This window comes from Mesorhizobium sp. WSM4846 (assembly GCF_055811415.1).
In genome coordinates, this window is the sequence record NZ_JBVVPZ010000005.1 from 161651 (window position 1) to 184088 (window position 22438).

The 22438-nt window shown below is 59.7% G+C and carries 20 protein-coding genes and 5 pseudogenes; 10 read left to right on the top strand and 15 right to left on the bottom strand.

Going from position 1 to position 22438, the window contains the following annotated elements:
• Positions 1–142 precede the first annotated feature (142 nt).
• Positions 143–460, top strand: coding sequence for a hypothetical protein (locus AC0L15_RS07255; protein WP_473496064.1), 318 nt, complete (start codon positions 143–145; stop codon positions 458–460).
• 74 nt (positions 461–534) lie between these two features.
• Here AC0L15_RS07255 and AC0L15_RS07260 read toward each other — a convergent pair whose 3' ends face one another.
• Complete coding sequence (locus AC0L15_RS07260; protein WP_287244412.1) at positions 535–996, bottom strand: GFA family protein; 462 nt, start codon at positions 994–996, stop codon at positions 535–537.
• A gap of 257 nt (positions 997–1253) precedes the next feature.
• Here AC0L15_RS07260 and AC0L15_RS07265 point away from each other — a divergent pair, with 257 nt between their 5' ends.
• Positions 1254–1871 (top strand): TetR/AcrR family transcriptional regulator, encoded by a 618-nt coding sequence (locus AC0L15_RS07265; RefSeq protein ID WP_287244416.1) that lies wholly within the window; start codon positions 1254–1256, stop codon positions 1869–1871.
• Between the two features lie 60 nt (positions 1872–1931).
• Here AC0L15_RS07265 and AC0L15_RS07270 read toward each other — a convergent pair whose 3' ends face one another.
• The 4 genes from AC0L15_RS07270 to AC0L15_RS07285 all read right to left on the bottom strand — a co-directional run bounded on the left by AC0L15_RS07270 (position 1932) and on the right by AC0L15_RS07285 (position 5172).
• A complete protein-coding gene (locus AC0L15_RS07270) occupies positions 1932–2882 on the bottom strand; it encodes an NAD(P)/FAD-dependent oxidoreductase (RefSeq protein WP_287244417.1) in 951 nt (316 codons plus the stop codon).
• A 185-nt stretch (positions 2883–3067) separates the two neighbouring features.
• Positions 3068–3541: a DUF2269 family protein gene (locus AC0L15_RS07275; protein ID WP_287244419.1), complete on the bottom strand. Its 474-nt coding sequence runs from the start codon at positions 3539–3541 to the stop codon at positions 3068–3070.
• The gene (locus tag AC0L15_RS07280; protein ID WP_287244422.1) at positions 3541–4827 is read right to left on the bottom strand and encodes an SDR family oxidoreductase; all 1287 of its coding nucleotides are present in this window, start codon (positions 4825–4827) and stop codon (positions 3541–3543) included. The genes AC0L15_RS07275 and AC0L15_RS07280 overlap by 1 nt, the downstream gene beginning before the upstream one ends.
• Positions 4828–4968: 141 nt before the next feature.
• A complete protein-coding gene (locus tag AC0L15_RS07285) occupies positions 4969–5172 on the bottom strand; it encodes a hypothetical protein (protein WP_023801320.1) in 204 nt (67 codons plus the stop codon).
• A gap of 747 nt (positions 5173–5919) precedes the next feature.
• Between AC0L15_RS07285 and AC0L15_RS07290 the strand changes: the two genes are divergently transcribed.
• The gene (locus AC0L15_RS07290; protein WP_287244424.1) at positions 5920–6213 is read left to right on the top strand and encodes a hypothetical protein; all 294 of its coding nucleotides are present in this window, start codon (positions 5920–5922) and stop codon (positions 6211–6213) included.
• Between the two features lie 2 nt (positions 6214–6215).
• The gene (locus AC0L15_RS07295) at positions 6216–6908 is read left to right on the top strand and encodes a DUF899 domain-containing protein (protein WP_287244426.1); all 693 of its coding nucleotides are present in this window, start codon (positions 6216–6218) and stop codon (positions 6906–6908) included.
• 191 nt (positions 6909–7099) lie between these two features.
• Here the strand turns inward: AC0L15_RS07295 and AC0L15_RS07300 are convergent, their stop codons facing one another.
• The 5 genes and pseudogenes from AC0L15_RS07300 to AC0L15_RS07320 form a co-directional block, all read right to left on the bottom strand.
• The gene (locus AC0L15_RS07300) at positions 7100–7543 is read right to left on the bottom strand and encodes a hypothetical protein (RefSeq protein WP_473496065.1); all 444 of its coding nucleotides are present in this window, start codon (positions 7541–7543) and stop codon (positions 7100–7102) included.
• 244 nt (positions 7544–7787) lie between these two features.
• Positions 7788–8408 (bottom strand): DUF4142 domain-containing protein, encoded by a 621-nt coding sequence (locus tag AC0L15_RS07305; RefSeq protein WP_473496066.1) that lies wholly within the window; start codon positions 8406–8408, stop codon positions 7788–7790.
• Between the two features lie 47 nt (positions 8409–8455).
• Positions 8456–9852 (bottom strand): annotated as a pseudogene (locus AC0L15_RS07310) (cytochrome B6).
• Between the two features lie 114 nt (positions 9853–9966).
• Positions 9967–10470 (bottom strand): DUF2243 domain-containing protein, encoded by a 504-nt coding sequence (locus AC0L15_RS07315; RefSeq protein ID WP_287244434.1) that lies wholly within the window; start codon positions 10468–10470, stop codon positions 9967–9969.
• Between the two features lie 280 nt (positions 10471–10750).
• Positions 10751–10930 carry a DUF3606 domain-containing protein gene (locus AC0L15_RS07320; protein WP_128247528.1) on the bottom strand — a complete coding sequence of 60 codons (180 nt, stop codon included), beginning with the start codon at positions 10928–10930 and terminating at the stop codon, positions 10751–10753.
• A gap of 397 nt (positions 10931–11327) precedes the next feature.
• Between AC0L15_RS07320 and AC0L15_RS07325 the strand changes: the two are divergent.
• The 3 pseudogenes from AC0L15_RS07325 to AC0L15_RS07335 all read left to right on the top strand — a co-directional run.
• A pseudogene (locus AC0L15_RS07325) lies at positions 11328–11639 on the top strand (DUF983 domain-containing protein); the annotation flags it as partial.
• A 565-nt stretch (positions 11640–12204) separates the two neighbouring features.
• Positions 12205–12654: pseudogene (locus AC0L15_RS07330) on the top strand (inorganic diphosphatase); the annotation flags it as partial.
• A 91-nt stretch (positions 12655–12745) separates the two neighbouring features.
• Positions 12746–12943 (top strand): annotated as a pseudogene (locus AC0L15_RS07335) (DUF2934 domain-containing protein); the annotation flags it as partial.
• 1049 nt (positions 12944–13992) lie between these two features.
• Here the strand turns inward: AC0L15_RS07335 and AC0L15_RS07340 are convergent.
• Positions 13993–14135: pseudogene (locus AC0L15_RS07340) on the bottom strand (ATPase domain-containing protein); the annotation flags it as partial.
• Between the two features lie 68 nt (positions 14136–14203).
• Between AC0L15_RS07340 and AC0L15_RS07345 the strand changes: the two are divergent.
• Complete coding sequence (locus AC0L15_RS07345) at positions 14204–14368, top strand: hypothetical protein (RefSeq protein WP_287244436.1); 165 nt, start codon at positions 14204–14206, stop codon at positions 14366–14368.
• 352 nt (positions 14369–14720) lie between these two features.
• Here the strand turns inward: AC0L15_RS07345 and AC0L15_RS07350 are convergent, their stop codons facing one another.
• Entirely contained in the window at positions 14721–16181 is a 1461-nt protein-coding gene (locus AC0L15_RS07350; protein ID WP_287244439.1) for a glycoside hydrolase 5 family protein, read from the bottom strand.
• A 718-nt stretch (positions 16182–16899) separates the two neighbouring features.
• On the opposite strand from AC0L15_RS07350, the gene AC0L15_RS07355 reads away from it, so the two are divergent.
• Entirely contained in the window at positions 16900–18063 is a 1164-nt protein-coding gene (locus tag AC0L15_RS07355) for a beta-glucosidase (protein ID WP_287244442.1), read from the top strand.
• A 61-nt stretch (positions 18064–18124) separates the two neighbouring features.
• Here the strand turns inward: AC0L15_RS07355 and glf are convergent, their stop codons facing one another.
• Entirely contained in the window at positions 18125–19300 is a 1176-nt protein-coding gene (gene glf / locus AC0L15_RS07360; protein WP_473496067.1) for a UDP-galactopyranose mutase, read from the bottom strand.
• A 2-nt stretch (positions 19301–19302) separates the two neighbouring features.
• A complete protein-coding gene (locus AC0L15_RS07365) occupies positions 19303–20262 on the bottom strand; it encodes a glycosyltransferase family protein (RefSeq protein ID WP_287244445.1) in 960 nt (319 codons plus the stop codon).
• 624 nt (positions 20263–20886) lie between these two features.
• Here AC0L15_RS07365 and AC0L15_RS07370 point away from each other — a divergent pair.
• Positions 20887–21810 (top strand): glycoside hydrolase family protein, encoded by a 924-nt coding sequence (locus tag AC0L15_RS07370; protein ID WP_287244446.1) that lies wholly within the window; start codon positions 20887–20889, stop codon positions 21808–21810.
• A gap of 347 nt (positions 21811–22157) precedes the next feature.
• On the opposite strand, the gene AC0L15_RS07375 is transcribed toward AC0L15_RS07370, so the two are convergent.
• The gene (locus AC0L15_RS07375) at positions 22158–22397 is read right to left on the bottom strand and encodes a hypothetical protein (protein WP_287244448.1); all 240 of its coding nucleotides are present in this window, start codon (positions 22395–22397) and stop codon (positions 22158–22160) included.
• Positions 22398–22438: the final 41 nt, after the last annotated feature.

The window sequence follows — 22438 nt, forward strand, 5'->3', positions numbered from 1 at the left end:
CCCTCTGTTCCGGAGAAGCCGGATCACCGCCAAACCTGTTCAGAAAATCGGGTCTGTTCCGAACTCGGGGGTGTTCGGCAAATGCGGCGCAGACTGGAACCGCTGAGGCAGATCGAAGTTTGGTTGCCAGGGAGACACGATGATGGCCGCGCGACGAGATCAGACCAATGCGAGAGGCGATATTCAGGCAGGGGCGACAAGGGATAAGACCCCGGGGTTCGACCCTGCCGCCGTACCTGAAGAGACCGACGCCGAAGCGGCAGATGTGCAACATCCTGTCGCCGAGGCTCGTCCACGGCGACAGCCTGAGTTCACCAATGAAGCAAGCTTCGGCGATGCGATGCGGCCGGCAGGAAGCGAGCCTGTTCTTCAGCCTGGCAAGAACTGGCCGGTGCTGGTGATTGGGGCAGTCGTTCTCGTAGCGGCCGCGGCCTTCCTGCTGGCAACCCTGCTGCGCTAGCGAGATTGGTTTCGAGAGCTTATGGTCCCGAACATGAAACGGGCACAGGCACCCAAATAAATCGATTCACCAATTCACAAGCCACTCATGATCATGTTCCCGACTGCCAAAAGGCTCGGGTAAAAGCCGCTGTACTTGGGCAGGCTGCCGGGCATGTCCAGCACACGACGGTGATAGAATATATCCATCCGAACCGGCGGCAGCCGGGCCTCGGGCTCGAAATTGCTGACCGGGATGAACATCACCTTGAACGGCCCAAAGCCGGCAACCTCCACAACGGGCTTGCCGCAGGTCCGGCAGACCCCGCGATTGAAGTTCGGCGGCGGACGGTATTTCTTGAATGAAATATTGCCGGCGTTTTTCAGCACGACACCCTTGGCGCGAACGGCAGCCACGTCCGCAAACGGTTTGCCGTTGAACGCCTGGCAAATCAGGCAGTGGCACCGGAATCTACCCTTCGGGGCAGTACACACCTCGAACGAGCAAGCGCCGCATTCGCAGGAGCCGTGCAGTGGCAACAATGGGTCGGTCGTCATGTGCTGATGCTCCTGAGCTCGATTGATGACGGCATGCTGGTCACCGGAGCATCATGTTGAGGATGGTATCGATTGGCTGTCTGAAGGGCGCGCGCAGAAGGTTGGAGAGGTTCCAACGGCCCTGCTCATAGATCCCTTTGATTTTTGCGATTGCGTTCATGGTCCACTCCGATGTAGACAGGAGAAACTTACGCTCTTGATGTAGCCCCTTAAGTAGCCACTGTCAACAATGTATTCACAAGAAACTTTGAGGTACCATGCAGGACGCACCCAGCCGCCCTTATCACCACGGTGATCTCCGCCGTGCGGTTATGGAGACGGCGTTGGATATGCTTCGGGAGGAGAAGGGCTGGCAGTTCACCCTGCGGGAAGTCGCCCGCCGGGCTGGCGTAAGCCACGCGGCACCCTACAAGCACTTTTCCGATAAGGCCGCGCTGCTTGCGGAGATCGCTATGATTGGGTTCGACCGGCTGCGCGAGGCCCTATCGGCAGCGAAGTCTGAAGCGCCGAAAACTCTGCGCGACGAAATTACTCCGATAGCTCGAGCCTACGTCGCGTTCGGAACGGACAATCCGGCTCTCTACCGCCTGATGTTTAGCGCGGAGGAGGGAAAAGCGGTGGGAATGCATCTCAATGAGCGGGCGCTGGCGGTATTCGACGTTCTCGTCGAAATCCTCCGGCGGGGCCAGGCCGCGGGGAGCATTCGCAAGCGTCCTATAGAAGGTCAGGCGGCAGCCGGCTGGGGGCTCATCCACGGCATGACCATGCTTGCGATCGATGGACTCCTGGTGCCCGAGAAGGTGGGATCGGCCCCCTTGGATGCGGCCTTGAGCACACTGTTGGAGGGGCTGGGAAACCCAGCACCACAACAATAGCTGGTGCCATCCCGCTCGCCCCGCCTACCGTATATCTGTGCCCTTTAATGTTCAGGGGCCTTATTCGTAGCCGAGGGCCAGGTCATTGTGGACATCTGTCGCAGCGATCGCAGCCTGGCCGAAGGCGACTGCGATCTGGTTCAGAGCCTTGACCAGGTCGCCGATGGCATACACCCCCTCGACCGAAGTCCGCTGATGCTTGTCGACGATGACATAGCCCTCGTCGCAGCATTTGACGCCCATTGCCAGCGCAAGGTCGGAACGCACCTGGCATCCCATCGCCGGATAGATGACGTCGAAATGGCGCACCTCGCCGTCCTTGAGGATGGCCTGGTAGCCGCTGTCGGTGGGAACAAACTTTTTGAATGCGTCGCAAATAGCAATGTTCTCTTCCGTGGCCACGCGTCGTGTGCTGGCGGAAAAATCTGGAAGATAGCGTGCGATCATTGTGACGTGCTGCGTATACTGCTTGAGGAACAAGGCCTCTCGCAGCACCTGCGCCTCGTGACCGATGACCGCGACCTGACGATCTATGACTTCGTAGCCGTCACAAACCGGGCAAAGGCGTACGCTGCCTCTGGCGATGGCCTCGCGCAGACGCGGAATTGCAGGCACGACATCGACGATACCTGTCGCCAGGAATACCTTTCGGGCGACGATCCGCCCGCCGTTAGATTCGGCGCCGAACCCGCCTACGGTCGGCTCGACCGATGACGCGTGATCTTGGACCAGTGTCGCTCCGAACTTGGCGGCCTGGGAACGAAGCCGCTGCAGAAGATCGGGGCCGCTGATCCCTTCCGGAAATCCCGGACAGTTGCGGCTTTCCGCAATCAGCCTCGCGCGCGGTTCACCCGCGTCGACCACGACGACCCGATGACGGAACCTGGCGAGATAGATAGCCGCCGCCAGCCCCGCAGGTCCACCGCCAACGATGAGAACATCCGCTTCAGTCGCGGACGAGGCTGAATGTCGGCGTTTGCGCGCGGGTTGATCCATCCGCGCCGAACGCATTCATGGGAAAGATGTTCCAGCGCCGAAATCGAAGCCACGGCATCCAAAGCGCGTCGCAATTTGAACGGATTCATGTGACGCGCTATAAGTTGTTGTTTATGCATGTCGTTGTCGCAAAACCACTGCGCACCCTCGGTTCAAGCCCGAGGGCATGCTTTCGCGACATGCATTATCGCGGCAAGGCGTCACCACTCGATCACCGGCCGCGCGATCATCAGCCAGAAAATCCCGAAGACGGCAGCAAAGGCGGGAAAGCCGAAGGCGAACCACAGCCGGAAGAGCCTGGTATACCGGGCCGGCAGCGGCCCCCCCGTTTTGGCGGCTTCGGACGCCAGATTGCGCATTTCCATCTGCATCCACACCACCGGCAGCCAGAACACGCCGGTGACGATATAGAGCGCGATGGACAACACGATCCAGCCTTCGGAGAGCGAGTAGCCCGCCAGCCAGGCGAGCGCGACGCCGGTTATCGGCTGCGCCACGACGGCAGTTGCCGTGAAGAGAAAGTCGGCGACCACGACGATGCGCGCCACTGCCGCAATTGTTGCCGCATTGCCGGTCCTGTGGGCGAGAAGCATGAAGAACGCGATGCCGGCGCCGGTGCCAAGCAGCACGCTGGCACCGATGACATGCAGGAACTTCAGCACGAAATAAAGCATCAGCGCTCCTCCAGGATCGCCAAGGCAACAAAGTGAAGGACGATGATCGGCAAGACCTTCAGGAATGGCCCAAGTGGTTCGTTCCACAGGTCCGGGCGCAGGAAAGTGCCCACGACCAGATAGAACAGCGACAGCGCGATGCCGGCGTAGAGGCCTTTTCGCGCCGTTGGCCGCCAGGCTATGAGTGCGCCGACGACGATGTCGGCAAGAGCGCCGGCGATCACGGCAGGCGCCGACAACATGCCAGCCCCCGTGCTTTGCATGAGGCCGATGCCGTTGCCGTAGCCCGTGGTCAGCGAAACAATCCCTGTCATGATCCAGAAGAACGGCAGCACGACGAAAATTGCAGGCTTTGTGACATAAAGCCAGGCAAACCATTTCTCCTGCACCGTCGCAGGATTGAGCGCGAGGAACTGCGCCAGGCCTTGTGGCCGCATGCCGGTCAGGGAAATCCAGGCGGTGGGATCTCCGAGCGCCCCCCGTGCGATCTCCCTGGCGGCGTTGGTGCGCATTGAGGGCCGCCAGCCGAGCATCGCGGCAAAATCGCCGAGGCGGTAGAGAATCCGCGCACCCCAGCCCGGCAAGACCAGCCTGGCTGCAGGAGCCCAGCCGAGCCAGCGGCGGAAAGTACCGATGATCTCATCCATGGTCAGCTGGTCGGGACCGGCAAGTTCCAGCGCCAGACGAGACGGACTGCCGGGATTGAGAAAGAAGAGCACAGTCGAGACCACATCATCGAGCTGCACGACCTGCAGCCGGCCGGTATCTGGCATTGACGGCAGGATCGGCAGCGAGGCCAAGCCGCGAAACAATGCACTGGCCCCAAACACGGGCCGGCCGAGCACCACGGAAGGGCGAAGGATTATCCAGTCCAGGTCAAGCGCCATCAGCGCCTGATCGCCGGCATATTTCGTCGCCGAGAACGACGAAGGCTGTGCCCGATCCACTCCCATTGCCGAGAAGTGGATCACCTTGGCAACGCCGGCCCGCGCGCAGGCGAGAAAAAGCGCCGCCGCCGCATCGCGATGAACTTGACCGGTCTTTTCGCGCGGGCTGTCCTGCAGAACGCCGGCACAGTTCACCACGGCATCGACGCCAGTCAGATGCGGCAGCCAATCTTCAGGGCGTAGCGCGGCGGCCATATCCAGCACCAATGTCTGGTAATCGCGGGCTGCATTTGCCCGAGGGCTACGGGTGATGCCGACCACCTCATGTCCTTCGGAAACGAGGCGGGCGCAGATCGAAGCGCCGATCAAGCCGCTGGCTCCAACAACGAGAATTCTCATCGGCCCCCGATCTCCGGTAGCCACGAGATCGTCGCGGTTCTATTCGACGCGTATTTCCTCCACATCGTCGATGTTTTCCGGCGCTGCGAAAGCACATGTCTCTCGGCCAGCTGCTCCAGGTTTGACGATGACCATAGGCGTTCAATCCTCATTCCTGTACTCATGAATGAGACCAAGGATCTGCGAACGGACCAACTCGCGAGCCTCCGGCTGAACGAACGGCATCAAGAGTTCGACCCGTTCCTCGACGCTCTCGGGAAGATCCGCGGCAGGATCGACGAGGTCGTTGCCGTGCGCGTAGAGATTCTCCGTCAGTTTCTTATCAAGGTCGGAAAAAATACCCATTGATCTGCTCCAAACCAGCTTCTCTGCTTAATTGAAGGCTGACGAAAATGTTCCCAGGATGATCGATCCCAACAGCTGCTTCTCCGGCCGAAAGCGCTGGGACTGGTCCAGCTCCACTTGTCCGGGCGGCAAGGAATTCGGGCAGTATCTTAATGTGGGAGAATTAGAGAGACATTTGCGCGAGGTGCGAAAAAGCAACGCCAATACAGCTGATTAGTGACGACGTAGGTACTCTCGCAGATGTGGTATTGGCCGTCCGGCGATTCCTGCACACGGTCCCGTGGGATGTTGAAATTATGCGGCACGTAAGTGTAACCACCGTCTATCCTGGACCGTACCGACGACCGGGGTACGGCGCGGCAATCAGAACCACCGCAACACTTGAATTTCGTCAGTGGGTCAATCTTGTCCTCGTACCATTCATGCGCGCTAGCGGCAGTTGCGGTGGCGATACACATCGTGAAGACGAGGCTTCGCATGGCGTTCCTAGGTGTTTAGCAGGCGCTGCTCGTTCGAGCGTCTACGTATATTACCGTTCCATTGAAAATACCATTGGCCTTGGATCGACCAAGGCTGCTCCAGCAAGCGACGCTCGCAAATGGAATTGCGGTAGGCGATTTGCTGCAGGTCGGTTTGCAGCCACACATTGAAATCCCGTCACACTTGTAACTCTCACCTCCCCGGCTGCCCGAGATAGCGTCTTTTATCGAAACCGTGGAAACGGCGAATTTGACCGCAGGACGGGAAATGACGATGTTTGCAGCAAAAGAGAAAGCCACTTCGTTGCTCGGGCAGGCGGTCGGTTTTGCCCGCTGCCTCGGGCTCGCCGCCGCACCGACCTTTGCACTGATAGCCTGGATTTCTACTGTCGGCTCGCCGGGCATGACCATGTGCTCTGCCGCCTCGCCTTTCATGCCGATCAACGACATGGCCCTGATGTATCTGCTGATGAGCCTCTTTCACGTATCGCCGTGGCTGAAGCTGTGTTCCGCCCGTTCGCAGCACCGCAACATTTCCGTCGCCCAAACCAAAGGAGACTGACAATGCAACACGCTGTCGTTTCACGCGATGCCTGGCTGACCGCCCGCCGGGACCTGCTGCGAGCGGAGAAGGAACTTACGCATCTTCGCGACAAGGTCGCACGCGAGCGGCTCGCCCTGCCCTGGGTGCGTATCGAGAAGGAATATCTGTTCGACACACCAGATGGTCCGCGTGCGCTCGCCGATCTCTTCGACGGCCGCTCGCAACTTCTCGTGCAACATTTCATGTTCGCGCCGGGATGGAAGGAAGGCTGCCCGAGTTGCTCGTTCATGGCTGATCACACCGACGGCATGAACAAGCATCTGGCGCATCACGATGTAATCGTGATCGCCGTCTCGCGCGCGCCGCTTGCCGAGATCGAGCGCTATCGTAGGCGCATGGGCTGGCAGTTCAGATGGGTGTCGTCGAACGGCAGTCCGTTCAACTACGATTTCCGGGTCAGTTTCACGCCCGAAGAGGTCGCCACCGGGCACATCGACTACAATTTCGGCGAATGGCGGGAAACCGGCGAGGAATGGCCTGGCCTGAGCGCCTTCTACAAGGACCAGGCTGGCGACGTCTTTCACACCTACTGCACCTTTGGGCGCGGTGTAGAGGTGATGATGGGCACCTACGCCATGCTCGACCTCATGCCAAAGGGGCGCAACGAAGCTGAGGGAATGGACTGGGTGCGCCGCCACGACCGCTACGCGTAGACCCGCGGGGACGTTGGAATGCGTTCACTCGTGAGAACTGCTACCTTCAGGTCCGAATCCCGCAAAGCTAGGCTGCGCGCAGTCAGACGATCCCTGCCCGACGATCTCGAGTAGACCCGAGATGATCTGCAAGGTCATGACTGAAACTTCCTGCTCGCGGTCAAGCCAGAATGGGATCGGCATTGTAGCCATCAGCCTCGCTTCCTACGAATTTCCGATATCGCCGCCCTTGGGCGGGTGGGCCGACCAAACACTTCGGTTCTTGCGGCTTCGAGCTCGCTCAGAGATCTGGAGAGGGTAGCGCCCCAGACGACATGGACGGCCAGCATCAGAAGATTTCGGTAGGCGGGGTGCCTCCAGGCTGGCGCGAGGATATTGGCGGCCGGAATCCACCCGAGATAGCTGAGCGCCCACACGCCCAGGCCATAAAGGATGCCGTTGCCACGGCGCATAGGCAGAAGCGCAAAAATCGAGCCGGTCAGGGCTCCGAAGCCGAAATGAGCAAGCAGCGTGCTGGTTCGCGCGCCCTGCTCGTCGCCGGCGTTTGCGACGCGCTCGACGATCTCGCGCGGTGGCAAAGGGTAACGGTCCCGCTTGTTGAGCAACGGATGAAGGCGCCGCATGGCGATGGTCATCGCCAGCGTGGCCGCAAGTCCCGCAAGAGCTCCTGATACGATCCGCTGCAATATTTTCTCCCGCGATATTTGCCAAACGGCAGTTTGGCGCGATCGTTCCCGAGCGACGTCGCAGCTATCTCGCGCTCAAACGAAAATCATCGCTCACTGCGTCCGCGCCTGAAGCTGCGCTGCCGCGAGAAAAACGCGAAGAGGACTGGTCGAGGAACAATGCAGGAAACGGCTTGATGTTGCCGCCGGCTGGCTACTGCTTGGTCGGCGCCGTGGTGGCGTCGGCGATCGCCTGGCTAGCCAGTTCCGCCTTGATGTCGCGCGCCAGTTGCAGATGCTCGAGCACCGTTGGCAAAGTCTCGGAGGCGAAATGCTGAAGGCCGGCGTCCTGTCCAGATCCTATCTCCCATTCAAGCAGCTGCACCGTCTTCTGGTGATCGGTGATCTGCCCGCTGATATAGGCCATATCAAACTTCGCCCCGTCGAGCTTTTCAAGCTCAGCCCGCTGCCGCTCGTGCTCCTCGTCGAGCCCTTCCGGCAGCGGGATCCTATTGGTCTCAGCGAGAGATTTCAGTCTCGCGTTCGCCGCCGAGTGGTCGTCGACCATGCGGCCGGCAAATGCGGTGACGGCGGAGTTGCCGGACTTTTTCGCGAGCTTGCCGAATTCGACCTCGGCTGCGCCGCCGGCGGCGGCGAGCTGCGCGAACAGCCGGTCCTGGTAGTTGGTCTGATGAGGCGCCGGCTGTCCCGGCGCCTCCATCCTGGTATCCGGGGCCATGCCGGCCGGGTATCCGATCTGGGCCAAAAGCGGCGATACCGAGAGAGCCGATGCGGAAAGCACTGCCAATCCCAACACAGTTGCAAAGACACGCATGAGAACCTCCATCGAAGATGCGTCGGGATCGGTCGGCCAGCCGGGAGTCAAAGCGCGAGCATATAGACAACGAGGTCGTTCTTTTCGTCCTCGGTGAGCTTGGTGCCGAGCACCAGGTTGAAAAACTCGACCGTATCGGCGAGCGTCATCAAACGGCCGTCATGCAGATAGGGAGGCGTGTCCTTTATGCCGCGCAGCGTAAACGTCTTGATCGGCCCGTCCGGCAATTCCACCATGTCGTTGAAGGTCTGCCCCGGCTTATAGAAACGCTCCAGCTTCAGATCGTGCATGTTGTTGTCCATGAACGACGTTTGCGGGACATGGCATTGCGCGCAGCGGCCCTTGCCCATGAACACGCGCTCACCTGCCAGTTCCTGTTCGCTGGCCAAGGCGGGATCGAGCCGGCCGAACGGGTCGAGCTTCGGCGCCGGCGGAAAATCGATGATGTTCTGCATCTGCGCCATCATCGCCACCTGGTTCGTGCGATCGGGCAGGTTGACGCGCTTCCTGGTAGCGCTAACATGATCGCCGTTGAAGTATGCGGTGCGCTGCTCGAACTCGGTAAAATCCTCTACCGAGCGCAGCGACCGTTTCGACCCATGGATCTGCTGGTTGAACAGACCGCGCAGGCTGGTCGTGTCGAGACGGAAGCGCGCGGCCTGCGGCCTGACATCCGGCGTCAGATGAAAGGCAGCATTGGTGTTGAAGTTGGCATGGCAATCGAGGCAGGTTACGCCCAGACTCTGCGCCGCCACCTTGCGGTCCTCGGTCTGATTGAATTCCTCCTGCGGGAACGGCGTCAGGAGTAGCCGCAGCCCTTCCATCTGAACCGGCGTGATGATGCCATTCATGATTTCATAGTAGTTGCGGATCGTCAGCAACTCGCCCCGGGAAACATCGCCCAGCTCCGGATGGGTGGTCAGGAATATCGGTGACGGGAACTCTGGCGTAAGGTGATCGGGAAGATCGAAATCGACGTCGAAGCGTCGGAGATCGCGCCCCTCCTGCCGGCCGATCTCACGAATTTCCTGTTCCGGAAAACCTGTCCTCCGGTCGCCTGTTTGACATGGGGCAGCGGCAGAAGACCATTGGGCAGCAGGTTGCGGTCACGTATCTCGCCAGGGCTCATCTCCGACAGGCCCTGCCAGGTCTGGCCATTCGCCAGCTTGACCCGGACGCCGTCCTGGACAGGTTTTGTCCCGCCCGACATCATTGTGCCTGGCATGGGGCGATCCGACAGGTCGTATCGCTCCTCCAGCAAAGCCCGCTGGCGCGCCATGACGCGCGGCTTCTGCGCTTCGTCATCAGCCTTGACGGCGGAAAATGGACGGGCGGGCAATGGTCGGTAGGTTGTATCGGGCGGCAGTGGATCCGACAGTGCGCTGAGGCTGGCGGCAACAACGACAAGAGCGCATGGAATGCCTGCATTCAACACTCTGCGCATTTTTCCCTCCATGGCTGAAGTGCTCCGAACCGCGCTGCGCGTGATTTGTTCCGGCCGCGAGCGGCGCAACCGGGATCGACCGTTCGTTGTATGCGGACAGTGCCAGCGCCCAGACTAGCGAGGCTCGCCTGGCGACTCCCGTTTCCCCCGCTTTGCCAGCGCCAGGCCGCCGATCAGCATCAACGCACCCCAAACCAGGAACCCGATGTCCCAGTAGATCCACTGGTCCTGCGGAACGGTTTCGTTGACATGATGGATGCCGAGAAGCTGGTGATTGATCAGCCCTTCGACCAGGTTGAATATCCCGAAGCCCATAAGCATCGTCCCAAGCAACATCTTTCCCGACCACCAGAGATGAGATTTGTGAGCGGTGCGCCAGAGCACGACCAAACCAAGCACGACGAAGATGTATGTGCCGGCGTGGAACAGGCCATCGAGAAGCGTGTTGAACTGAAGGTTCTCAACACTGTCGGCGGGATAGCCGGAGCTGGTCGCCATATGGTGCCACTGGAGCAACTGGTGCAGCACGATTCCATCGAAGAACCCGCCCAGGCCAAGCCCCAGCAGAATACCTGCGGACGTCGGAAAACGGCGATGCTGCGAAGCCGTGGTCGCCATCCCTCTCCTCCTTTGGCACCCCCAACTTCGGGCCAGGCCATGTGTTCCTTGCCCTACCTGCGCCTTGGATATGCGTGCCTCACGTCGCAACCACCGCGCAACAATTATTAGCGGCGGGCTCACCGCCTAAACGACTCCAGCGTTTGCAACGCACCTTCCTCGCGACAGGCTGCATCGCCGGCACGAGACTCCAGGCCTTGGGAGATCACTGAAATCGACATCGGGCGCGGATTATCGACTGCATGCTTGGAGGCGGGCATCGCGCCGAAGATCGACCCGACTAGTCCTCCTTCTTCAAATCTTCAGCTTCGTCCTTCAGCCGCTGCCAGTCTGCGCCGTGCTTGCGAAGCAATGCCCGCGCTTGTTTGGGCGTCACGCCTGTCACCTCCGCGAGGTGCTCAACTTCTAGTTCTGCACCCTTCTTAACTCGGCTCGCGTCGCTCGTACTCTTGACCGCCATCTGTTGCGTCCTCCTTGGCCCAAGGTCGTTGGCAACGAATGTTGAACGTTGTGGTTCCGTCCCTGTGGAACTAACTGCCGGCCGTGTAGTTCTACCGCCGAAGGAGATCTCAATGCTTCGATTCTTAATCAGTCTTGGCGCGCTGTACGCGGCATTTCAAATTGGCCGTGAGTTCGGCCGCACCGAGTCGGAGGTCATCCAGATTCCACCCGACGATCGTCGTGCGACGGGAAATGGGACAGAGTTCGGCGAGCGGACCTAAGGGTTCTGGTAGCCCCCTAAGCTTGCGCTATCTACGCGACATTGGCGCGAGCAAAACCAGTTACTCCTCGTCGCCGAAATCCAACGAGGACGCGGCCTGCTTCGGAACAACGCCGCGGCGATGTGGTTTTGTAGGATGACCTACAACGAAACGACCAACCCCGTCCTAACCGGTATCAGGGGGCGTTGCCCGCGCTGCCAACAGGGGCATCTGTTCAGCACGTATCTCAAGCTGGCGCGGCGTTGCGAGGTATGCGGATTGAATTTCTCGTTCGCCGATCCGGCTGACGGGCCGGCCTTCTTTTCCATGTCAATTGTGGCATTCCCGGCGCTGGCTTTCGCACTATGGTTTCAGCTCACGTATGAGCCGTCCTATTGGATGCATGCGCTCACAACCTTACCCCTCACCGTTGGCGCGTGTGTTGCATTGCTAAGACCCCTCAAAGGCTAGCTAGTTTGCTCGCAGTACTTCCACAAGGCTGAGGAAGGCTCCATCGACCGAGAATGGCATGCAGCCGAAGCCGAGCGCCAACGGCAGCAGCCGCCGAATACGTGAAGTCTATGAGGCCAGGAAACGTATGTAGAGCTGCCGCACCTTTTGGCCCGCCAAATGCTCCCAACTACCTCGGTTCCTATTCGTCGCTGATACCGGCACAGAACTATGTCGGATATGGCCATGTTCGCCGCGGAGGTGCTTTATATGCAGCTTCACCGCCTCTGGCCCACTGCTTCGCCGGCCGTTTCTTCAACTCTTTGGGCGGTAGACCGGCGTTGTCCTGATCGATAATCGCATTCTCGATCTCAAGCTCACTGGCGGCTTCGAATGAGCAGTGTATTTGCGCGCCCAATCTGCATCGGTTTCCCTGAAGACCAGGGTAGGCACGTTCGGAACAAATCCGCGATCCGCCGCTTGGAGAACTCTGGAGCCATCGGCATGGGCTCGCGAGGACCAAACGTGGCGAATTATCTGACACTGCCTACGACTACATCGAAGGATCGGATCAAGGGTGGTCGTGGAAACGCCGCGTGGTACCGAAGCAAAGTTGACGTACAAACCCAAGAAGAAGCTGTTCGAGTATACGCGGCCGCTTCCAGCAGGCCTAGCCTACCCCTACGACTGGAGCTTTCTGCCTTCTACACTGGGCGATGATGGCGATGCCCTCGACGGTCTGGTTATCCATGAGGCAGCCAGCGCTCCCGGTGTTGTCATCAAATGCGATCTGCTGGCGGCCCTTCGTGTCATGCGGACGGAGAACGCCGAGACCGTGAGAAACGATCGCTATGTATTTTGCCCGCACAGGCAACATGCGCATAGCGGGTCTCTCCTTGGCGAGAATGTTCCGGATCGGTTGCGATCCGGGATTGAGCAGTTTTTCCTCGCGTCAGTGTCCGGCACCGACAAGCAGATCGAATTCGAAGGGTGGCACGATTCCAGCCAAGCTCTCCGGAACATCCATCGGGCCATGAGAACTTTCGAGCGGAAACAGCGAGCGGCCCAATATGAGAGGAATGTAGGCTTGAGAACACAGGCTGCCTGGGCGCCGGTGGCGGGCATTTGCGCCGCCCCTTACCGCAGACAATGCTCTCCCGGAAACTCGCGAGATCGCCAGCTCAGACCTTTTGACCGTCAAGGCTCTAGCAATGCGAACGGGCATAAGCAGTGACCAGGCACAAGAACTGATCGATAGGCTTGGCAATGATCGCGCGGCCATCGAGGAAGCCGCGCGGAGCCTTAAGGCGGCGGGAGGGTGACCTCAGCAGCCAATCCCTGTTATCTCACGGCTCGGAATGTTCGCCGCGCCTTATTCGTCTTGTAGGTAAGCCCAGTTGGTGCCTCAATCGGCGCCGGTCCAAATAAAAAGGACAACAGCCAACCAGGCCACAGGTGGCAAACACCACGACCACCCGGTCCGGCCGCGGGCGGACCATTTCGAGTATTGTCCAGTGTGTGGACAAGACTTCGAGAAGCGCGACCTGGGCCAGCTGGGTCATCGTGCTAAGATCGAGCACCAGTTGCTGCAGCCTGTGAATTAAACTGCGCCTTGCGGAGACCGCCAGGAATGAGTGGAAAGCGCCAGGTGCAGCGTGCCTACTACGACTTCTTCGAATTCCTCTTCGGTGCCGGTGCCCCAGAATGAGCGGTTTCAGTCCTCAGTCGTCGTTCCCGGAGCCGAGCTGTCTTTGCATCTCGTGCCGCGCGCTCGACCTCGATCAATTCCCGCGCAGCATCCGTCGTACGCTCCTTTCTGTCTCGTTTTTCCTTTTCAGTGAATGCTTGCCTTTGCCGCATTGTTCTCCCCGATCTGACAGCACAGCGCTGTGTTGCCGCACCGAACCATCGTCGCCAGATCGGGTTCCACCCGCACAGCAAAAAGGTTGCCATATCCTTAGGCACGGCGGACTGCATCGCATCGCCAACGACCGCGCCCCGAGGGAATGGGAAGGACGCGGGCTGATCGGAGAGGGTTCAGCACTAGGTCAAAGTGTGCCCGACCCGAACGCATTTGGCTCGGCGGGGTCCCCGAACGAAAGACAAACCGCCTGCTGACAAGCCCCGTCCAACGGTCGTCTCGCAAAGAAGCTCTACTCGTCCGCCCTTCTGCCATGTAATTTGCAACAATCCGAGACGCGAGCACTTCACGTCGTTTTCCAGATTGAGCCTCGACCCTTTGGCCGGTCGAACATGCGGCTCAGTAGCGCCATTCGGAGGGGCGGGACGCACCCCTCCTTTAGCTTGTCGGTATCGCCACGACACCTGCGCCCTGCCCACCGCCAGAACCTGCCCTCGGTCTATTCAGCCAAGCCTCCTCGACCGTCTCCCCGAATTCCAGGTCGGAAGAATGGACGAGGTCAGCAACCGGGAGCGATCACGGCTGAGTTCTGGAGGAACGAGTTCCAGAACTTCTATCCCGTCCAGACTCCAGCCGTGCCTGCCTGCCACAGCGGCGCTTGGCCTGCCGTTCAGGAACAACAACGCCCAAGCGAAGTTTGGTGGTCCAGGAGGTAACGACAATGCGCATACTGACAACATTCTTTGGATACTTGTGGCGCTCGAACAGCAAGTCGCCGCCCGACCTTGCGCCGCCCGTCGACGCGATTGTTCGGCTGCTGAAAGAAAAGCAAAAACTCCCTACAAAGAAAGGACTTGGTCGACCAGATCAGACTACTGGCGGCTGACCGCGCTGCGACGCAGGATGTGGCGACGGGGCAGACGGCATCACCCGTCACCCTCTGTAGCTTGGGGGACGGATCGGCATCATGCCCGGCTATCGACGGCGACGCCGAGAGAAGGAGATCAGGTTCGCGCCACTTAGCCACCGCTCAATTCCGGCTGGCAGGTCACATGTCTTTACGCGCAAGGCCGCGCGCAGCCTCAAGAAGCCGCTGCGGTCACCGAAATCCTGAGGTTGCCGGCGGCCTCGACCGTGCGGGCGGTTACAGAGGAGTGTTGCGATGTCGAGCCCATCACCGGCTACACGGCTCCAAAGCCCCGGTCACTGAAAATCGGCATCGGCGCGAAGTTGCCTCCCTAGATCCGGCGGACGGCAAGTGCGGCATCTGCGGAGAACGGCGGCACCTCAAGCCTCAGCCAGCCGTCCGAATTCGCCTGCCATTCCGCTGTTTGCCTGCCGGCCGCGGTATCCCAGGCGATGACGCGATAGGTCCCGCGAGCAAACCTCGGCAGCTCCAAGGTGGCCGGAACCGGCGCCGCGCCGGCGCGAAGCATACCGTTTCGCCCGATCGTGTCGCGGCGAACCAGCCAGACCACCGCCTGGGAATCGTCACCGCAGGCAACAGCCGCGGCGTCGGGACTGGAAACCCGCATCTTGTTGCCGAGATGGGCACGCCGGAACGAAACCCAGTCGATCAGAGGGAGGAAATCGGCCAGCGAACGCTGCGCCCGCCGCATGCCGGGGGTGAGCACATGCGGGGTGCGGTTTGGCCACCGCATGCCGCCACCCGCGCCCCCCGCTGCCAGGTGAGCCCATTGCAAATGGCGGAAATATTCGTCGTCGAAAGGTTCGGGGAGTGTGATCTTCTTGTCTTTGAACGAGTGGATCGGGCCGTGCTCGGAATCGAGAAAAGGGCGGCCGTCATGAATTTCACCAAGCGCCTCTCCGACGATTCGCGCCATGCCGAGCGCCGGCCCCACCGTGTCACTGGGGTCGTCAATTGTGCCCTCCTCGTAGAGATGGAGGGAGGCGAAATCGAGGTCGGGGTGGCGGAAGATCGGTGCAGCCAGCGGCATTTGCGGCCGCCAGCGAAGCTCAGGTCCGAACAGCGAAACGGTCTGCGGGTGAGAGCGGCCGTAAAGTGACGTTTCCAGGCGGCGCACAAAATCGCTGAGATCATGGATGAAAGCGCCGAAGCCATCCGCGCTGCCCTGAGCCTGCTCGGGATGGATCTCGTTCCAGAGGTCCCATGCGAAAAGGGCTCCGCTGCCGCTCCATCTGCGAACCACGAATTCCAGTCTCGCCTTGATCGCGCGGCGCGTATCGGCGCAGACCAGGAATCGCGACGGGTGGTCCAGCACGCCTCCGTTGTGGCGGTTGTAGGGATGGTGGCGCCAGTGGAGCCACTGCCAGAACGTATCAAAGGGGGTGAGCAGGATTCTCAAGCCCTGTTTTTCGCACAGACGAAAAAGATCGTCCCACAGTTGCACCATCGCCGGGACGAAGCGGCCCTGCGGCTTCTCGAAGTAGCGGTGGCGAACCTGGGCGTATTCCAGCATCAGCCTAAGACAGGTGACGCCGCTTTCCTTCAGCCAACGGAGATGATCTTCCACGCCGGCCATATCGGCGCGCCGGAACAAACCATTGAGTTCGGGCCAGCTTACCGCATCATTCTGCCCGATCGGCGTCCATGCCTCGCCGTCCTCGGTGACGAAATAGGAACCGGCTATCTTGATCCAAGGCAGGCCCGCAGCCGATCTCGGCGCGGAGTCTTCCACTTCGCTGACCAGCGGTATCGCCAATCTAATGTCGTTCAAGGCATGCTCGAATTTCGTCCGCGGAGCAGTATAACTGCCGCGGTGGCAAAATGTTTCGCCGGGCTTGGCAGGCCAATGCTCCTTTCGCCCCATTTTGCAGTAAATCGATGCCCTGTCTCGACGCAGCGGCGCCTTGCCTCAAGAGCGGCGCGGAGCTGGTGATGTCGACCGATCACCCAGAGAAGTTGCAGGCGCAGAACGCATGCTCGGTTCTGATAGCGATGTGAGAACCCTCGCTGCGGACATGACGAGGGGGCGGAAGTGTCGTGCGTCGCTTCGTCGACAAGGGCAGAATTTCAGGTTGGCGGTCGTCTGCCCGACCAGACAAACTTCAGCCGAAGGGGAACCTCACGGTCCCAGGCAAGTTCGGTAGGATTGTGGGGGAGATTGCGTGTGCTTTCATCTCATCAGCTTTATAGTTGTCGTGCGTGCGATCTTCTCCTTCCTCGGATTCCATCATCCAGCCCGACAACGGATTGGCGAGGCGCGGCTTCAGAGCGCCAGTCTTTCATCCTGAGGTCAACGTCTGCTCACCGACAACACCTGGACTCGGCTCCGCTCACGCTTGCTTGGTCAACATTCTACGCTTGCACGGCATTTACCGCTCAGGGGACGACGTGATGGAGGCCCGAAGGAAATTGTGGCGGTCGAGACTGGCAATGGCCGGCCGCCCGGCGGCGGGAGCGCCGGCGCGAGCCCTGGCCGAGGGGTTGCACGTATGAGCAGCAATCCGGCGCGTCCGCCAGGCGAGTACCGGTCCGCGTTTGCCAGCTTCTTCATGGCTGGTTTCGAGTGTTCATCCCATCGGCGCGGCGACGGAGTGCGCCTCGATTTGATCCGAGCGACCGCCCACGACACGCACGCCCTCAGCGACTATCGCAGTTGTGCTGCCCTTGGGCTTCGCACGATTCGCGACGGCTTGCGCTGGCACCTGATTGAAACAGCGCCAGGAGTTTTCGATTGGTCGGGTTGGATAGCGATGATCGAAGCAGCTCAGGCCGCCGGGGTGCAGGTCATCTGGGATATCTTTCACTACGGCTCGCCGGATCACGTCGACCAGGGTGGCTCAGGTTTCACCGAGGCCTATGTGCGATTCGCCGCCGAGGCTGTCCGGGTTCACCGCTCCGTTGCCGGGACAGCTCCCCTGGTATGTCCCATTAATGAAATTTCGTTCTTCGCATGGGCGATAGAGGTCGGCTATTTCCCGCGCGTGGGGCCGAAGAAGCGGGGATGGTTCAAGCGGCAGCTTGTGAGGGCAGCGGTTGCGGGCGTCAAAGCGATGCGAGATGCCGAACCTGATTGCAGGTTCATCTGGGCTGAACCGCTAATCCATGTCGCTCCTCGAGACCGCACTCGCGCCGAGCGGCGGCGCGCGGAAAATGTTCGTCAGGGCCAGTTTGAAGCCTATGACATGCTCACGGGCCGTGCCGAGCCCGAACTGGGCGGCCGGGAGGACTGTGTCGACGTCATCGGGCTCAACTTTTATCCGCACAATCAATGGTACTTTCAGGGGCCAACGATACCAATGGGTCACCACGAGTACCGGGCACTTTCGGACATGTTGGTCGAGGTCGCTGAGCGCTACAGCAAACCTATATTTATCGCCGAGACGGGTGCTGAAGGTTCAGGCCGGCCGGCATGGCTCCACTATGTTTGCGATGAGGTCCGCGACGCGATGGGCCTTGGTGCGCTGATTCGGGGCATATGCCTTTACCCGGTGACAGCGTATCCCGGCTGGGACAATTCGCGGCACGCGGAAGTCGGCTTGTTCTCGACGATACATGCTGACGGTTCGCGCAGTCTTCGCCAGCCGGTTGCAAATGAATTGGAGCGCCAGCGCGCATTGTTTGCGGCAAGTGTTTCGTCGAAAACAAGCGCGTGATCTTTAATGCCTTTTCGCGGCGGATCACGGCAAGGCAAGACTTGGCTACCGCTATCCGGGATCAGTATTGATGTTCGCCGCGAGCCGTGCCCGACGAATCGAGCATCGCTCGGTGCGCTGGCATCTGCGGGGCGCCGTTTGCCGGCAGGTTTTTTTGAATTCGCGCGAACGTCGCCAAAGCCTGACCCACGACCTGATCCATGTTGTAATAGCGGTATGTGGCCAGGCGCCCGACGAACCAGGCGTCTGGGCACGCCGCAGCCAATGCTTCGTAACGTTTGTACAGCGCCTCGTTTTCCGCCCGTGGCACCGGGTAATAGGGATCTCCGATATCGGTTGGATATTCGTAGGTCAGGCTGGTTTTCGAGTTCTGCTGGCCGGTCAGATGCTTGTACTCGGTGATGCGGGTATAGTTTTCCGTCTGCGGATAATTAACTACCGCGACCGGTTGAAACTGCTCGCAGTCAAGCGTCACGTGCTCGAACCGCAGTGACCGATAAGGCAGACGACCAAGGCTCCAATCGAAATATTCATCAATCGGCCCGGTGTAGATCATGCGCTGAAAGGGGATCGTGTCGCGAATTTCGCGATAGTCGGTTTGCAGCATGATCTTGATCTTTGGGTTGTGCAGCATGCGCTGAAACATGCGTGTATACCCGTCTGCCGGCATGTTCTGGAAGACGTCGCCGAAGTAGCGGTCATCGCGGTTGGTCCGGGTAGGGACGCGCGCCGTCACCGACTTGCTCAATTGCGCCGGATCGATACCCCACTGCTTCCTTGTATAGCCGCGAAAGAACTTATCGTAGAGTTCCCTGCCGACGGTGCTCACAACCACGTCTTCGGCGGTGCGAACTTCTTCGACCGTTTCCCGCCGAGAAACGAAGAACTCCTCCAACTGCTCGGATGTCAATTCAAGGCCGTACAGGCGGTTAATGGTGTCGAGATTGATCGGTATTGGCAGCAGTTTTCCGTCGACCGAAGCCAGTACGCGATGTTCGTAAGGCCTCCATTCGGTGAATTGCGAGAGATAGTCGATTATCGATTGGGCGTTGGTGTGGAATATATGCGGCCCATAGCGGTGGATCAGAATTCCCGCCTCATCATAGCAGTCATAGGCGTTGCCGCCGACGTGATTTCGCCGGTCGATGAGCAGAACGCTTTCACGCCGTTGCGATGCAATGCGTTCGGCAAGCACGCTGCCGGCGAAGCCGGCGCCGACAATGAGCCAATCGAACATGGTCAGGCTCTCCTGCGCAACGGCACAGTGCTCTTCATGGCATAGGCGCGCTGGATGTGGGCAGCCATTGCCTCCCACGTCCGCTCCCACGACATGTTGGCGAGGTAGGCGTCGACTTTCTTCAGCAGGAGGTTGCGCGGCCTCGACAGAACGGACCGAAGCTTGGGTTCGAGATCTTCGGCGTCGAAGATATCGATAAGGCCTTCCGCACTATAGGTTCGCACGACATCCACTATCGCCGTAGACACAACCGGCAGTCCGGCCGCCAGGAACTCGGGAGTTTTGGTAGGGCTGATGTAGCGCGTCGCCTCATTGAGCGCGAAGGGCATCCAGCCGGCGCTCCAGTGCCTGAGATAGCGAGGCAGGTCGGCGTAGGACTTGGCGCCCAGCCAATGCAAGTTGGTTGCGGCCGGCAGACCCAGCGGGTCGATCTTGACCACCGGGCCGAGCATGACGAAATGCACGTCGGGCATTGCCGCAGCCGCTTGCGCGACCATCTCAATGTCGAGCCGTTCGTCGATCACGCCGAAGAAGCCAACCCTCGGGTGAGGTATGTCGGCCTGGTCTGCAGGGTCATCGCCGGGCTGTCTTGCCTTGTGAAAATGCGCGACATCGATGCTGCTTGGGAAGGGAAAGATCGACTTGTGGAGGCATCGTTTGGCCTCGTACAGGCTCAGTCCGCCCGTGAACACGACATCGGCGCGCTGAAACAGCGCCTTTTCCATCTGCGTCAACTCTGCCGGCGCGTTCTTGAAGGCGGAGAGTTCATCCATGCAGTCGTAGACGCACACGTCGCAGCGGAGATGATCGCTGAAACGCAGCGCCATGGGCGTGTAGAACCATATAGTCAGCCGCTCATGCGGGGCGGAGGTGAGGATCCGATCGACGAACCTGCGCTGGATGGCATCCGCCTTTGTTGCGGAGATGCCGACCGGAAGAACCGGCGTTACGGTTCGGATCATCGGCGACTCATCTGTCACCCGCATGAAGGGGTCGTGTCTTTCCTCGAAGACCGGTTCCTCAAAGTAAATTATCTGTTGCTGCTTTGAGGCCTGGGTCAGGATGTGTTGTGGCCGTTGGTGTACGAAATTCCATCTAAGGTGGGAAAAGCAAAGTATGATTGACGACGTTACGGGAGTTTTTGGTGATATTTTCTTGCCGCCCGCCATTTCCATATAAGTTATCCCTTGACGATTACATAACTCTCTCTCGAGTTAACATATGTTAATCGAGGCCCTTTCGACATGACGCCCGCAGGCATACATCTAACTTTCGTTTAAGTAAGTTGTTCCACGGAGTTGAACTTCTTGCCTGTCCGAGCAGTGGCGCGGGCACCTGTGCGATGATCCACCGATAAACGGAGCGGCCAGCCGAAGATGCCCGAACCCTTCCTGTCCACGCGAGCGCCTCGTCTGCTGCGCGTGATCTCACCAAATGTGGCGCATTGCCACAAAACGGTTGAGAACGTTCGGTCGTTCAACAAGCGTTAATCGGGGGAGCTATAAGTTAACGGTCCGTGAATCGATTCGGCCGAGTGGCGCACGGGCCAGCGACCGCCTTTTACAACGCCGTGAGAGAGCCAAGACATGAAGTTCAACTTCGAAACCGACGTCTTTCCGTTGTTTCACCCGCAGGCCGTGGATGATCTGAAGGATCCTTGTCCGGTGTTCGACGGCACGCTTTGGCACGTCTTCGGCTCGAGCGGCACCGTCACGACCGAGAACTGGAAGATATTGCATGCCACGGCTCCGGACCTTTATGGGCCGTGGACTGAGCATGAGGCGCTCGACTTGGCGGTAACCGGATCGGGCATAGCGGCACCCGGCGTCATTCATGAATGCGGCGTCTTCCATATGTTTATCCAGACCGAATTCATGAAGTCGGGCGGACGTTGCGAACATGCGGTTTCCAATGATGGCTTCAACTGGGTGGTGCTGAATCCGGCGATATTGTCGCTGCCGGACACCGATGAGGACGGTATCTACGATCCCCATCCGGCGGTTATCGGCGGCAGGCGCTACATCGTCTATTCAGGCATGCCTAAATTCACCAGGGTGCCGCAGCCTGACGTCTATCTGGCGCGCAGCCAATCCGATTCCTGGTTCGGGCCATGGAAACGTCTCGGCAAGATATTGGATCATCTCGACGTTCCCCATCACAATGCGCGCGAACATCCGGACTACGAATGGGGGATCGAGGGCGCCCAACTGGTCGAATTGCCTGACGGTCGCGTGCTTCTCAACGCCACCTGCTTCCTTCCGGACGGTCCGCGCGGAAGTCGTCAGCGCGTATTCTTCGCCATCGCCGACGAGGTCCAGGGCCCCTATGTCTCGATCGGCCCCGTGCTCGATCCTGGTGAGCCTGGCGAGAACGGCCATTCGACGGTGATGATCGAGGGCGGGAAACTGACCTTGCTCTACCAGAGCAGACGTGAGGCAACGAACCATCGCTGGCGTTTCGGACTCGCTAGATGCGATCTGGCTCAGCAAGTTCTTTCACGAGTGGCATAACAGGGACGACCGCTCTGTCGCGCTTTGCCATCACGGTCCAGAGGACGAGATGCACCAACTTTAGGGGGATGGGGGGTTCTCGTCGGCCAGCTCTTGCTCTCGCAGCTCAAGCTCCTTCTGAAGCTTCAAAGCTAGTGCGGCAAGCCTCGGCGAAAGGGTTTCATCGCCGTCCAGTCCTAATCGCTTGCGTAGTCTGCGACGATTGTCTTCCGAACGGACCAGCTCTCGGAAGCCGCGATCGCTGTCTCGAGTTGCCATGACGGTTACCTTTAGCTTTGAACGCAACTCGTCGGCTGCTAAAGGGTTCCATGAGGGGTCGGATTATTTCGCTAGAACCTGCCGAACAACTAAGCAGGATTGAGCGGATACTGCTCGCACTCATCGAAAGCCACGAACAGGCCCAGGGCAGCGGCGACTTCGAGGATAGCCTCGGTCAGATCGTCATTGGATGCGATCAATCCAGGTGCAGCCTGCCGAACCTGGTTCAATGCCGCCTTGACCGAGACGGTGTCGCCATAGCCGGCCCTGTTAAGGACTGCGGCAATCGCCTGATCTAGAACTGGACCGACCCTATGGACGATGCTCATCCACCTTCCCCCCCGGGAATGCGAGAAGGTGATAGTAGCGT